The sequence below is a fragment of the Pseudomonas pseudonitroreducens genome (assembly GCF_021603645.1).
Taxonomy (GTDB): Bacteria; Pseudomonadota; Gammaproteobacteria; order Pseudomonadales; family Pseudomonadaceae; genus Pseudomonas; species Pseudomonas pseudonitroreducens.
This window is the reverse complement of sequence record NZ_BQHJ01000004.1, coordinates 230,560-244,217: the sequence shown is the minus strand read 5'-3', so window position 1 is coordinate 244,217 and position 13,658 is coordinate 230,560. Positions and strand designations below refer to the sequence as shown.

General features: G+C 66.9%; 10 protein-coding genes. 8 read left to right on the top strand and 2 right to left on the bottom strand.

Going from position 1 to position 13,658, the window contains the following annotated elements:
- Positions 1 to 122 precede the first annotated feature (122 nt).
- The 8 genes from lpdA to L6D89_RS11635 all read left to right on the top strand — a co-directional run bounded on the left by lpdA (position 123) and on the right by L6D89_RS11635 (position 10,391).
- The gene (lpdA, locus tag L6D89_RS11670; RefSeq protein WP_236199780.1) at positions 123 to 1,523 is read left to right on the top strand and encodes a dihydrolipoyl dehydrogenase; all 1,401 of its coding nucleotides are present in this window, start codon (positions 123 to 125) and stop codon (positions 1,521 to 1,523) included.
- Positions 1,524 to 1,769: 246 nt separating this feature from the next.
- Positions 1,770 to 2,039 (top strand): hypothetical protein, encoded by a 270-nt coding sequence (locus L6D89_RS11665; RefSeq protein WP_236175491.1) that lies wholly within the window; start codon positions 1,770 to 1,772, stop codon positions 2,037 to 2,039.
- A gap of 307 nt (positions 2,040 to 2,346) precedes the next feature.
- Positions 2,347 to 6,030, top strand: a complete 3,684-nt coding sequence (locus L6D89_RS11660; RefSeq protein WP_236199779.1) for a PAS domain S-box protein — start codon at positions 2,347 to 2,349, stop codon at positions 6,028 to 6,030.
- On the top strand, positions 6,027 to 7,028 hold the full coding sequence (locus L6D89_RS11655) for an HD domain-containing phosphohydrolase (protein ID WP_236199778.1): 1,002 nt from the start codon (positions 6,027 to 6,029) through the stop codon (positions 7,026 to 7,028). The genes L6D89_RS11660 and L6D89_RS11655 overlap by 4 nt, the downstream gene beginning before the upstream one ends.
- Before the next feature lie 63 nt (positions 7,029 to 7,091).
- Positions 7,092 to 7,637, top strand: coding sequence for a DUF4256 domain-containing protein (locus tag L6D89_RS11650; RefSeq protein ID WP_236199777.1), 546 nt, complete (start codon positions 7,092 to 7,094; stop codon positions 7,635 to 7,637).
- Between the two features lie 303 nt (positions 7,638 to 7,940).
- Positions 7,941 to 8,945, top strand: a complete 1,005-nt coding sequence (locus tag L6D89_RS11645) for a GlxA family transcriptional regulator (protein WP_236199776.1) — start codon at positions 7,941 to 7,943, stop codon at positions 8,943 to 8,945.
- A 27-nt stretch (positions 8,946 to 8,972) separates the two neighbouring features.
- Positions 8,973 to 9,215 (top strand): DUF1272 domain-containing protein, encoded by a 243-nt coding sequence (locus tag L6D89_RS11640; RefSeq protein ID WP_236199775.1) that lies wholly within the window; start codon positions 8,973 to 8,975, stop codon positions 9,213 to 9,215.
- Between the two features lie 9 nt (positions 9,216 to 9,224).
- Positions 9,225 to 10,391 (top strand): MFS transporter, encoded by a 1,167-nt coding sequence (locus L6D89_RS11635; RefSeq protein WP_236199774.1) that lies wholly within the window; start codon positions 9,225 to 9,227, stop codon positions 10,389 to 10,391.
- A gap of 209 nt (positions 10,392 to 10,600) precedes the next feature.
- Here L6D89_RS11635 and nfuA read toward each other — a convergent pair whose 3' ends face one another.
- Both nfuA and L6D89_RS11625 read right to left on the bottom strand, forming a co-directional pair.
- The gene (gene nfuA, locus L6D89_RS11630; RefSeq protein ID WP_184597512.1) at positions 10,601 to 11,185 is read right to left on the bottom strand and encodes a Fe-S biogenesis protein NfuA; all 585 of its coding nucleotides are present in this window, start codon (positions 11,183 to 11,185) and stop codon (positions 10,601 to 10,603) included.
- A 158-nt stretch (positions 11,186 to 11,343) separates the two neighbouring features.
- Positions 11,344 to 13,626, bottom strand: a complete 2,283-nt coding sequence (locus L6D89_RS11625) for a fatty acid cis/trans isomerase (RefSeq protein ID WP_236199773.1) — start codon at positions 13,624 to 13,626, stop codon at positions 11,344 to 11,346.
- Between the last annotated feature and the right edge of the window lie 32 nt (positions 13,627 to 13,658).

Genomic DNA, 13,658 nt, shown 5'->3' with positions numbered 1-13,658 from the left:
CAGAATCATATATTATGTTCGTAATATAAATCGAGTAACGCTTATCCCAGGCCCTGCGCTGGTGATCCGTCGAGCGCGGGCTAACCTCGATTCACCCCTTTTTCCAACTCGGAGAGCACTGCATGAGCGCATACGATGTGATCGTCATTGGCGGCGGCCCCGGCGGCTACAACGCGGCCATCCGCGCCGGCCAGCTGGGCCTCAAGGTCGCCTGCGTGGAGGGCCGTGAAACCCTTGGCGGCACCTGCCTGAACGTCGGCTGCATGCCGTCCAAGGCGCTGCTGCACGCGTCGGAACTGTACGAAGCGGCGGCCGGCGGCGAGTTCGCCAACCTCGGCATCCAGGTCAAGCCCAAGCTGGACCTGGCGCAGATGATGAAGCAGAAGGCCGAGAGCGTGACCGCGCTGACCAAGGGCGTGGAATTCCTCTTCCGCAAGAACAAGGTGGACTGGTTGAAGGGCTGGGGCCGCATCGACGGGCCGGGCAAGGTCGATGTGACCGCCGCCGACGGCAGCAAGACTGCACTGACCGCCAAGGACATCATCATCGCCACCGGCTCCGAGCCCTCCCCGCTGCCGGGCGTGGAGGTCGACAACAAGCGCATCCTCGACTCCACCGGCGCGCTGTCGATTCCCGAGGTGCCCAAGCACCTGGTGGTGATTGGTGCCGGCGTCATCGGCCTGGAACTGGGCTCGGTCTGGCGCCGCCTGGGTTCGCAGGTCACGGTGATCGAATACCTGGACCGCATCTGCCCCGGCATGGACCTGGAAACCGCCAGGACCTTCCAGCGCGCCCTGACCAAGCAGGGCATGAGCTTCAAGCTGGGCTCCAAGGTCACCCAGGCCAAGGTCAGCGGCAAGCAGGTGACCCTGAGCGTGGAGCCGGCCGCCGGCGGCGCGGCGGAGTCGATCCAGGCGGATTACGTGCTGCTCGCCATCGGCCGCCGTCCCTACACCCAGGGGCTCGGGCTGGAGAGCGTGGGGCTGAGCACCGACAAGCGCGGCATGCTGGAAAACCACGAACACCGCAGCAGCGTGCCGGGCATCTGGGTGATCGGCGACGTGACCTCCGGCCCGATGCTCGCGCACAAGGCCGAGGACGAGGCCATCGCCTGCGTCGAGCTGATTGCCGGCAAGGCCGGGGAAGTGAACTACGACGTCATCCCCAGTGTGATCTACACCCATCCGGAAGTGGCCACCGTGGGCAGGACCGAGGAACAGCTCAAGGCCGAGGGCCGCGCCTACAAGGTGGGCAAGTTCCCCTTCACCGCCAACAGCCGGGCAAAGATCAACCACGAGACCGAGGGCTTCGTGAAGGTGCTGGCGGACGAGCGCAGCGACGAAATCCTCGGCGTGCACATGATCGGCCCGAACGTCGGCGACATGATCGCGGAGTATTGCGTGGCCATGGAATTCCGCGGCGCCGCGGAGGACATCGCGCGCACCTGCCACCCGCACCCGACGCGTTCCGAGGCGCTGCGTCAGGCGGCGATGAACGTGGATGGCTGGGCCATGCAGGCATGACCGGCGGTCACTTCTGACGAACGGTACGTGCGGCGCGATGGCGCACCCTGCATAGCGCTACAGGCCCCGGCTGGCGGGGCCTGCAGCGTTTCACTCGGATTAATTTGCGACTACTTTGTGTACAAACGCGACATGCCCTGTGACTTTCTTCGACTCTGAAACCATCAATTGCGTGAACGAACACGAAAGTGGATGACCCGCTTTCACCACCTTCGCAATGGATTACCACGCAGAGAGATCACAACCATGCATGCGACTCTTCGTTTCAACGAGGCTCTGCTGATCACTGGACGAGCCTTCCAACCCTTCAATTGTGTGACCTGGGTTGACCAAGGGGGCGACGGCAGCCTCGACCTGTCCGTCCTTGATCGCACCGGTACCCGTCTGCTGGGCCTCACCCGCATTCCCAGCTCCGCCTACTCCGACCCGGAGCAGCTCGAAGGCCTGCTGAACCAGGCCCGCGACGAGCTGAACCGCGAAGGCCACCGCCTGCAGGAATGGCACATGCCCGCCTGACCCACAGACAGGTACCACACAGAAGCCCGGCCCCAAGCCGGGCTTCTGCGTTTGCGCTGCCAGCCGTCGGCAAACGCTCAACTTCCCGCTTCACCCGCCGATAGCGCGTTATCGGTCGCCGCTCCTGCTGCATCGTTTCAGCTTCGATTCCGAACCTTGGCCTCCCGCTCGTCCGATTCCGCCGCCATGGCACGGTTTTCGCGGGTACAGCGACCGACAATGATGGCAATTTGCATCCATCCTGTGTTCTGCTCACTTCAGTCTCGTCTTCCACCGGGCCTTCGGCACGCAGTACGGTCTTCGTTCAATGCTCGATCTGCAGCGATATTTCTACAGCGGCGATACCCCTTCGCTGCTGGTTTTCGGCGAGCACAACACGGCGCTGGTGCTGCTCTCCATCCTCATTGCGATCTTCACCTCGGCCATGGCCCTGCAGTTGTCGGGCGTTGCGCGGCTGGCTCGCAGCCCGTTCTACCGGCAACTCGCCCTCGGTACCGGCGCGGTGGCGCTGGGCGGCGGCGTGTGGGCGATGCACTTCATCGGCATGCTGTCCTTCCAGCTTTGCGCGGCAGTGCGCTATGACCCGCTGATCACTTTGCTTTCCGGCCTGCCGAGCCTGTTCGCCTCATGGATCGCGCTCAACCTGCTGGCCCAGCGCAACGTCAGCAAACTGCAATTCATCGGCGGCGGCGTGCTGGTCGGCGCCGGTATCGGCGCCATGCACTACAGCGGCATGGCAGCCATGCAGATGGCCCCGCTGCTGCGCTACAACCCCTGGATGTTCGCGCTATCGATCCTGGTCGCCGTGGTGCTGGCGGTGATCGCCCTGTGGGTGCGTTTCGGCCTGCGCGGGCGGATGCGGCCGAACCTGGCAATCCTGGCCAGCGGCGTGGTCATGGGGCTGGCGATCGCCGGCATGCACTACACCGGCATGGCCGCGGCGCGCTTCGTCGGGCGGGAGGAGTTCGGCGTGCCGCAAGGCGTGCAAGGCAGCTTCTACCTCGCCATGGCGATCTCCATGGCCACCATCAGTTTGAGCATCTGCGTCGCCGCGGTGAACGGCCTGCTGCGCTACCGCCAGCTGTTCCAGGAACTGCAGCGCCGGCGCAAGCACCTGGATTCGCTGCTCGACGCCGCCGTCGAGGCCATCCTCACCATCGACCACAGCGGCGTGATCCGCTCGGTCAACCACGCCGTGCTGCGCCTGTTCGGCTGGCACCCGCACGAGTTGGTCGGCCAGCCCATGCAGGTGCTACTGAACGAGGCTTACGGCCATCAGTTCCGCATGGCGTTGGAGAACTACAAGAGCAGCGGCAAGCGCCAGTTCAGCAACTCCGAACTGGAACTGGAAGGCCTGACCCGCGACGGCCGGGAAATCCCGGTGCGCGTCAGCCTCGGCGTCACCGATCACAACGGCAAGCCCTGGTTCGTCGTGTTCGTCGCCGATATCAGCGAACGCCGGGTGATGGAGCAGGCCCTGCGCAGCAGCGAGGAGCAGTACCGCTCGCTGATCCGCAACATGCCCGGCATCGCCTTCCGCGTCCTCCCGGACGAGGCCTGGAGCACCCTGTTCGTCAGCGATGCGGTGGAGGCCGTGACCGGCTGGTCGGCGCAGGACTTCAGCGCCCGGCGCATCGCCTTCGGCCAGCTCTACCACCCCGACGACCAGCAAGCGGTGAACGAGGAAGTCCGCCGCGCCATCGCCGAGCGCCGCAGCTACGTCGTCGAATACCGGCTGTTCGACCGCAGCGGCACCGAACGCTGGATCTGGGAAGGCGGCAGCGCCTGCTACGACGACGCCGGCAATCCCCAGTGGATCGACGGCGTGCTGCTCGACCAGACCGAAACCAAGCTGCTGAGCAACGAGTACGAAGGCAAGGTCACCGCCATCGGCCGTGCCATGGCGCTGATCGAGTTCGACCTCGATGGACGTGTGCTGGCCGCCAACGAGAACATCCTCGAGCTGTTCGGCTATACCGAGGCCGAGGTGCTGGGCCAGCACCACAGCCTGTTCTGCCCGCCGGACATCGCCGCCAGCGCCCGCTACCAGGCGTTCTGGCAAGGGCTGCGCGAGGGCGAGTACAGCGCCGGCGAGTACCGCCGCCTGGCCAAGGACGGTCGCGAAGTGTGGATCCACGCCACCTACAACCCGATCCTCGATTTCGACGGCAAGCCGGTGAAGGTGGTGAAGCTTGCCACCGACCTCACCCCGCGCCGGGTCATGGAACAGGAACTGCGCAGCGCTCGCGACCGCGCCGAGCAGGCCGCCGCTGCACGCAGCAGCTTCCTGGCGAACATGAGCCACGAAATCCGCACGCCGATGAACGCCATCATGGGCTTCACCGAACTGCTGCTGGATTCGCCGCTGGAAGAGAACCAGCGGCGCTACCTGAACACCGTGCAGAACGCCTCGCGCTCGCTGCTGGGCCTGCTCAACGACATCCTCGACACCGCCAAGCTGGACCGCGGCGCCATCGAACTGGAGGCCCTCGACTTCTCCCTGCCGGAGCTGTGCGAGCAGGTCTGCGCGGCGCTGCGGCTGTCCGCCGAGCGCAAGGGCCTGAGCCTGCAGATCGACTACGGCCAGCGCGCCGGCGAGTACTTCCAGGGCGACCCGCTGCGCCTGCAGCAGGTGTTGACCAACCTGCTGGGCAACGCGGTGAAGTTCACCGAGCGCGGCGAAGTGCGGCTGGTCATCAGCGGCGAACCGGGTGCCCTGCGCCTGGCCATCCGCGATACCGGTATCGGCATCGCCGCCGACCGTCTGGAGCGCATCTTCGACCCCTTCGCCCAGGCCGACGCCTCCATGAGCCGGCGCTTCGGCGGCACCGGGCTGGGCACTACCATCTCGCGCCAGCTGGTGGAGCTGATGGGCGGCCGCATCACCGTGGAAAGCCAGGTCGGCCGCGGCAGCGTGTTCACCGTCGACCTGCCATTGCCGGCCGGCCGCAGCGTGCAGCCGATAACCCGCAGCCACGCGCCGAGCCTGCCACCACTGCGCATCCTGATAGCCGACGACGTACCGCAGAACGTCGAGCTGCTGGAGTTGAACCTGCGCCGCCTGGGCCACCATCCGCACAGCGTTGGCGACGGCCAGGCCGCCGTTGACGCCTACAGCGAGCAGGACTTCGACCTGGTCCTGATGGACGTGCAGATGCCCGGCATGGACGGCCTGGAAGCTACCCGGCGCATCCGTACCAGCGAGCAGCAGCGCGGCGTGCAGGCCGTGCCGATCATCGCCCTCACCGCCAGCGTGCTCGACCGCGACCGGCAGAACGCCCTGGACGCCGGCATGAACGGTTTCGCCAGCAAGCCGCTCGAGCTTGCCGGCCTGCTCGACGAAATCGCCCGGTTGCTGGGCGCCGCGCCCAGCGTGCGCCGCACGCCAACCGCCGAGCCAGCGCCGCTGGCGACCCTGGACTGGGCCGCCGGCGCACATCTCTGGGGCGGCCCGCTGCCCATGGCGCGGGCCATCGTACGCTTCCTCGACGAGCAGGAAAGCAGTCTGGCCACCCTGGAAAGCGCGGTGAACCAAGGCGATCGCGCCAGCATCAGCGCCCTCGCCCACCGCTTGCGCGGCGCCGCCGCCAACCTCGCCCTGCCGCGCCTGGCCGGCGCCATCGGTGCGCTGGAGGGCGCCGCCGAGCATGGCCCGGCCGAACAACTGGTCTCCACGCTGCAGCGGGTCCGCGCCGAGTTCGCCACGGTCCGCGAATCGGTGCCAGTGGTGCCGGAAGCCGTCGCCGAAGCGGTCGGTTCGGCCGTGGGCGAAGCCGCCTCGCAGGACCTGCGCGCGGCATTGCAGGCCCTGCAACTGGCGCTCTCCCGTGGTGGCCTCGACGACCAGGCGCTGGAGCGCCTGCGCCTGGGTACCGCCCAGGGCGAACACCGCGAGGCCTTCGAAGCCCTGCGCTATGCCATCGACGACTTCGACTTCGACCAGGCCCTGGAATGGGTCCGGACTCTCGACGCCCGCCTGGAGCAAGCATGACCCTGACCGCCCAAGATCATCGGCCCTGCCTGCTGCTGGTGGACGACGAAGCCACCAACCTCCAGGTGCTGCGCCACATCCTGCAGGACGACTACCGCCTGCTGTTCGCCAAGGACGGCGAGAAGGCGCTGGAACTGGCCAACCGCGAACGTCCGGAGCTGGTCCTGCTGGATGTGATGATGCCCGGCATGACCGGCTTCGAAGTCTGCCAGCGACTCAAGGCCGAGCAGGCCACCTGCGCCATTCCGGTGATCTTCGTCACCGCGCTGGCCGATGTGCCCGACGAGGCGCGGGGCTTCGAGGTCGGCGCCGTGGACTACATCACCAAGCCGGTCAGCCCGCCCATCGTCAAGGCCCGTGTGCGCACCCATCTGTCGCTGGTACGGGTGGAAGAGTTGCGCGAGACGCGCCTGCAGATCGTCCAGCGCCTGGGCAAGGCCTCGGAGTACAAGGACAACGAGACCGGCCTGCACGTCATTCGCATGAGCCACTACGCGCATATCCTGGCGCGCGCCGCCGGCTACTCGGAGAAAGCCGCCGACGACCTGCTCAACGCCGCCCCCATGCATGACGTGGGCAAGATCGGCATTCCCGATGCCATCCTGCAGAAACCCGGCCGCCTCGACGAGCAGGAATGGGCGGTGATGCGCCAGCACCCGGAGATCGGCGCGCGGATCATCGGCGAACACGACTCCAGCCTGCTCACCCTGGCCCGCAGCATCGCCCTCACCCACCACGAACGCTGGGATGGCACCGGCTACCCCAATGCCCTGCGCGGTGAGGAAATCCCGCTGGAAGGCCGCATCGTTGCCATCGCCGACGTGTTCGATGCGCTGACCAGCGTGCGCCCGTACAAGCCGGCCTGGAGCATCGAGGAAGCGCTGGAACTGCTGCGCCGGGAGAAAGGCGGCCAATTCGATCCGCAGTTGGTGGAGCTGTTCCTCGGCTGCCTGCCCGATATCCTCGTCGTGCGCGAGCGCTGGGCCGACGCCGGCTGAACCGCAGGCTGCGCAAATCCTGCTTTACTCTCTGACCTTCACCCCCTGCCGAGAGTAAGCAAGATGAATGCGAAGCAACGCGACGCCCTGCTGGCGACACTACAGGCCCGTTTCGAGCAGCATCCGGAACGCCACCAGGGCATCGCCTGGGCGGACGTTGAGGCGCGCCTGGAAGCTGCCCCGGCCAAGCTCAAGGCGCTGCAGCAGATGGAGGAAACCGGCGGCGAGCCCGACGTGGTCGGTCGCGAAAGCGCCAGCGGCGCCCTGCTGTTCTTCGATTGCTCCGCTGAGACCCCCGCCGGCCGCCGCAGCCTCTGCTACGACCGCGAAGCACTGGATGCGCGCAAGAAGGACAAGCCCGTCGGCTGCGCCACCGAGCTGGCCGCGCAGATCGGCATCGAGCTGCTCGACGAGGCGCAGTACCGCCAATTGCAGGAGCTGGGCAGCTTCGACCAGAAGACTTCAAGTTGGCTGCGCACGCCCGGCTCCATGCGCAAGCTGGACGGCGCGCTGTTCGGCGACCGCCGCTACGAGCGGGTCTTCACCTACCACAATGGCGTGCAATCGTATTACGCCGCACGCGGGTTTCGCGGGGTGCTGAAGGTCTGAAAAGCATCTCCGGTGCCGAGGCCGATCCTTCCTGGGGCCGCCCAGCGGCTCCGGGTGTTTGCCCGGCAGGCTACGGCCTCGCTCTACCCGCTCAGCGCAACCGCACGCCCGTGTGAGCTCGCAGGCGCCGCTTCGGCGCCATGACGCGGCCCGGCCTGGGCGCCCTCATGCCGCAGTCACTGATCGCGCTTGCGCCGCTCGCCGGGTACGGGTCGAGAGTTTGGCAAGATTCGTGGGCTGACTGACGTTGCCGCCAGCATCGGTCATCGCCACACTCGTGGCATCCAATGAACGAGGCCCGCCATGGATTCGCCGCGCCGCATCGCCTGCCTGCTCTATCCCGACGTCATGAGCCTGGACATCACCGGGCCACTGCAGGTGTTCGCTTCCGCCAACGTCGAACGCCAGCGCCAGGGCCTGGCGCCGGTCTACGAACTGCTGGTGCTGGGTGAACAGCCCGGGCCTGTAGCGACCTCCGCCGGCATACGGATCTGCGCCGACCAGGCCTGGCGTGAAGTCGATCCCGCCAGCCTGGATACGCTGCTGGTGCCCGGTGGGCTGGGCGTCCCCAGGCAATGCGAAAACACCGACCTGCTGCACTGGCTGGCGGCTGCGGAACCCCAGGTGCGTCGGCTCGGCTCGGTGTGTTCCGGGGCGCTGATCCTCGCCGCCGCCGGGGTGCTGAATGGCCGCCCGGCCACCACGCACTGGGCGGATGTCGATGAACTGTGCGCCGGTTTCCCGGAAGTCCTGGTCCAGGGTGACCGCCTGCACACCTACGATCCGCAACGCCGCGATGGCGACGACCACGTGTTCACTTCCGCAGGCGTCACCGCCGGTATCGACCTTGCCCTGGCGCTGGTGGAGGCCGACCTCGGTCGCGCACTGGCCCTGGCGGTGGCGCGGCGCCTGGTGATGTTCCTCAAGCGCCCCGGCGGCCAGGCGCAGTTCAGCCACTGGCTGACTCCGGAACCCAGCCGCACGCCGCGCCTGGCCGCGCTGCTGGAATGGATCCCGGCCAACCTGGGCAGCGACCTGTCGCTGGAAGCCCTGGCCGGGCAGGCCTGCATGAGCCCGCGCACGCTCTCGCGAGTGTTCATCAACGAACTGGGCATGGGCCCCGGCCGCTACGTCGAACGGGTACGCCTGGAGGCTGCCCGCGCGCTGCTGCAGGACGCCCAGGCGTCGATCAGTACGGTGTCGCGGCTGTGCGGCTTCGGCCACCCGGAGAACCTGCGCCGTACCTTCCACAAGCACCTGGCGATCAGCCCGCAGGAGTACGCCGAGCGCTTCGGCCAGTTGCACTGACTTCAATCCACAGCAAAGGACTTTGCCATGCTCGAACTCCGCCCCGGCTGCGAATGCTGCGACCGCGACCTCCCCGGCGACAGCGCCGACGCACGCATCTGCAGCTTCGAATGCACCTTCTGCACCGACTGCGCCGAGCAGGTGCTGCACGGGCAGTGCCCGAACTGCGGCGGCGAACTGCTGCCGCGCCCGCGCCGGCCGCTGGAGAAGCTGGCGGCCAACCCGGCCTCGACCCAGCGCGTACTCAAGCCTGCGGGCTGCCAGGGCTGAGGGCGGAGCATGCTGCTGCGCACTCCGGCGATCCGCCTGCTGTTCAGCAGCCAGGCGCTGTACTGGTCCTGCTCGCTGATCGGCATCACCCTCACTTCGCTGGTCGGCGCGCAGCTCACGCCGATCAACGGCCTGGCGACGCTGCCGCTGGCAGTCCTGGTGCTGGGCAACCTGCTGGCGGTGCAACCCTTGTCGCTGTTCATGCAACGCCATGGACGGCGACGCGGCTTGCTGATCGGCGCCGCCTGCGGGGTATTGGGTGGCCTGCTCTGTGCGCTGGGCGTGTGGCTGGCGGATTTCCTGCTGTTCTGCCTCGGTGCCCTGCCCATCGGCGCCTACCAGGCGTCAGCGATGTACTACCGCTTCGCCGCGCTGGAAGCGGTGGATGAGGCGCACAAGGGCCGCGCCACCGCCTACGTGATCGGCGGCGGTGTACTGGCGGCAGTGCTCGCGCCGAGCCTGGCACTGTGGTCGCGCAGCGCCCTGCCTGCGCCCTTCGTCGGCTCCTACCTGGCGATTGCCGCGCTGGCACTGGTTGCCATCGCAGTGCTCAGCCGCCTGCCGGAAGGCGCAGCGCCCGCGCCATCCAGCGGCGGCTGGAAGGTGATGCGCGAGCTGCTGTCCCGTCCGCCGGTCCGCGCGGCCATGGCCTGCACCGCCGCCGGCCACGGGCTGATGATCCTGATCATGAACGCCACGCCACTGGCCATGAGCTTCTGCGGGCTGCCGCTGGAGCGCTCGGTGAGCGTGATCCAGTGGCACGTGCTGGGCATGTTCCTCCCCGCCTTCGTCGCCGGCCCGCTGGTGGACCGCCTCGGCGGCCGCCGCGTGGCCTGGATCGGCATGGCATTGCTGGCGGTAAGCGCGGCGGTGGCGTTGAGTGGGCAGAGCGTCGCGCAGTTCCTGGTCAGCTCGCTGCTGTTGGGCATGGGCTGGAACCTGATGCTGGTGGCCGGTACCACACTGCTCGCCCTGGGTCATTCACCGCAGGAGCGCGGGCACGCGCAGGGCCTGATGGAACTGGGTAATGGCAGCCTGGCGGCGTTGATGTCGTTCAGCTCCGGCGCGCTGATCAGCAGCGTCGGCTGGAGCGCGGTCAATCTGCTGGTGTGGCCGGTGTTGCTGGTGGCGCTGGTGGTGCTCTGGGCGGGGCGGCGGGAAATGGCGCAGGCCTGAGGGTTTGGCTGCCTGCGCGGTTCGCGAGCAAGCTCGCTCCTGCAAGGAGCACCACTGCGTAGGGCGCATAACCCGGAACGGGTTATCCGCCGCAATGGCGGATAACGCCTGAGGCGTTATTCGCCCTACGTTTCCGAGCAGGCCCGGGCCCGGCTCCAAACGAAAAAGGCGACCCGGAGGTCGCCTTTTCGCTGCTCGATCGCCTGCCTTCAGTAGTAGGCGTTCTCGCGGTTGCTGTGGTCGGTGACGTCACGCACGCCCTTCAGCTCCGGGATGCGTTCGATCAGGGTCTTCTCGACGCCATCCTTCAGCGTCATCTCGACCGCGCCGCAGCCCTGGCAACCACCGCCGAAACGCAGCACGGCGATGTTGTCCTCGACCACGTCCACCAGGCTCACCTGGCCGCCATGGCTGGCCAGGCCGGGGTTGATCTCGGTCTGCAGGTAGTAGTTGATGCGCTCGGTGAGCGGGCTGTCCTCGTTGACCATCGGTACCTTGGCGTTGGGCGCCTTGATGGTCAGCTGGCCGCCCATGCGGTCGGTGGCGTAATCGACCACGGCATCGTCCAGGAACGGCTCGCTGATGGCGTCGATGTAGGCGGTGAAGGCCTTCAGGCCGACCGGGGTATCTTCCGGCTTCTGCTCGCCCGGCTTGCAGTAGGCGATACAGGTCTCGGCATACTGGGTGCCCGGCTGGGTGATGAAGATGCGAATGCCGATGCCGGGGGTGTCCTGCTTGGACAGCAGCTCGGCCAGGTAATCCTGTGCGGCTTCGGTAATGGTGATAGCGCTCATGGCAACTCCTCGCAAACGTGGCGCCAGTTTACGCCAAACGGGGGGATCGGATAAAGCCCTACTGATTTAGTAGGAATAATTCGCAGGTAGGCTAAGCACTTTCCTGTAGGAGCGAGCTTGCTCGCTCCTACAGGTTCAGGCCCGGTCCGCGACCTGGTTTACAGGTTCTCGTAGCGATTCATGTCCAGCACGCCCGCCTCCACCGGCTCGGTTTCGCGCAGGTAGGCATCCAGGTCGTGGAAGTAGAACCAGAACTGCGGGTTGCTGCGACGCACTCCCCAGCGGTCGGCGACCTTCTCGAAGTCCAGCGCGCTCTTCACCTGTTCCAGCGCCCTGACGAAATCGCCCACCTCTCCGGCCTTCAGGTTGAACATGAAGTTCGGATAGCTCGACAGCACGCCTGGGTAGATGGTCAGGGTATCCAGGCCCGGCTGGTAGCGCAGCGACTCGCCCGTCATGAAGGCGACGTTGCTGTGCGCGCGGTTGCGCAGCACGGTGTAGATCTCGCGCTGGCCGTCCGGCAGTTCCACCCGCAGCATGGTCGCCTCGGGGAACTGGTCGATCACCGGCAGGCCGGCGGCCGGGCGGCTGACCAGGCGGCTGAAGGCCTGCTCGGCGTCCTGCAGCGGCGCGGCCACGGTGTTGCGGTAGCAGGCGCCGTTTTCGCACAGGTTGATCGGGTCGGGCCGCGCATTGAGCGCCACGTAGTGCTTGAGCAACTGTTTGGCGAAGGCCAGCTTGGCGCCCTTCTCCGGCAGGAACAGGCCGGTCGGCGCGTCGCTGTCGGAGTTGTAGTAGTCGGCCCACATCTTCAGCTTGCCGCTGCTCTGGTACCAGTCGTCGAGCAGCTTCTTGCGCGCACCGACGGGCATCAGGCGCAGGAAGTTCTGCTCGGCGCCGTTGCGGATCAGGTCAAAGTACAGCCGCGTCTGCGCCTGGTGGGCAACGTTGCCGAACACGTCGAAGTTCACCACCAGCCCGTAGTAGGTGCGCTCCAGCAGCGGGTAGTCCATCCACCAGATAGTCTGCGGCACGCCGCCGATCAGGCCCTTGCGCACCGACGCGCTGTCGTACTGGCGGAAGATGCTCAGCACGGCGTTGTCGTTGCCGGCCCAGATGTCCGCCCAGGTCGGCGCGGGCGCCTCGTCATAGACGTCCTGGCGCAGCTCTTCGTATTTATTGCGCTTGTCGCGGTAGGAACGCCATTGCGACAGCATCGCCCCCACATCGTCGATCTGCCCCGGCAGCGCCAGCAGCGGCGAGGCCTGACGCTGGAATTTCGGATCGGTGACGTAGAGGTCGTGGTCCGGGTCCTGGAACACCGCCCAGAAGTTGTCGCGGATCACATCGGTGGCGATCTGCCCGCGGCACACCGGCCCACGGATGAAGGTACGGACAAAGTACTCGGCGTTATCCAGCATGAACTGGTAACGCGCCCGCGCCGGGATCGCCTCGAAGGTCACGAAGGGGTTGGCGCGGTGCTGCAGGCCGTAGCCGGGCACCTTGTCGGTAGTCCAGGCGGTGCCGTAGAACAGCTCCTGGTTGCGCTTGAGGCGGGCCTCGTTGAGCGGATAGGTGATGTGCGTCTTGTGCACGATCACGCCCTGGATAGGCCACAGGCGGTAGTAGAAGGTATTGCCCGGATCGTCGTTGGGACGCCGCGTGGCGATGGGGTCGATGGGCTGGCCGCTGGGCGTACGCGAACGCACCAGCTGGAAGAAGTGCCCCGGCTCGCCGCGCTCGGTGAAGTACAGGTGGGCGAGGAACAGGTGCTCGTAGATCCAGCGCGACACCAGGCTCTGGCGGGCGCCGGGCTGGTTGAGGAAGCTTTCCCAGTCGGCAATCTGCGAGGCCTCGCCGCTGCCCGGCTGCCAGGCCTTCTCATCCACTGGAGCGCCCTGGGCCAGCCAGGTCCTGATGGTCTTCAACTGCTTGTCGGTCAGGCCGGTGACGGCGAACGGCATGCCGCTGCGGGGGTTCTTGGCCACGAAGTCATCGATGCTCTGCGGCGTCGGGCACTGGTTGGTGCGGTTGATCGACAGATCCAGTCCGTCGGGAATCTTTGCATTGGGCACCAGCGGGTGCTCGTGGCCCAGGTCGATCATCCGCGCCATCAGCGCCGCCTGGCTGCCACGGCCGTCAAGCACCGACCAGAAATCCTTGCGCCGCCAGGCGTCCGCGCCGTTGGCGTCGAGGAACAACCGGGTCGGCTCCTGCGCCTTCGTGCGCGCACCGTCGTACACCGGCAGCTTGTTCGCCCCGCGCTGGGCGCCTTCGGCGGCCGTCAGGTTGAGCTGGCACGGCGAGTCGTAGCAGGCGTGGCAGGCCACGCATTTCTCGGTGAAGATCGGCTGAATATCGCGGGTATAGGACATCGATTCGGCACGCAGGCCCAGGCTGGCCATCAGCAGGGCCAGCAGCACGAGGATCCGGGGGAGCATGGAGACGTTCCTTGACCATTAACAGCGGAAGT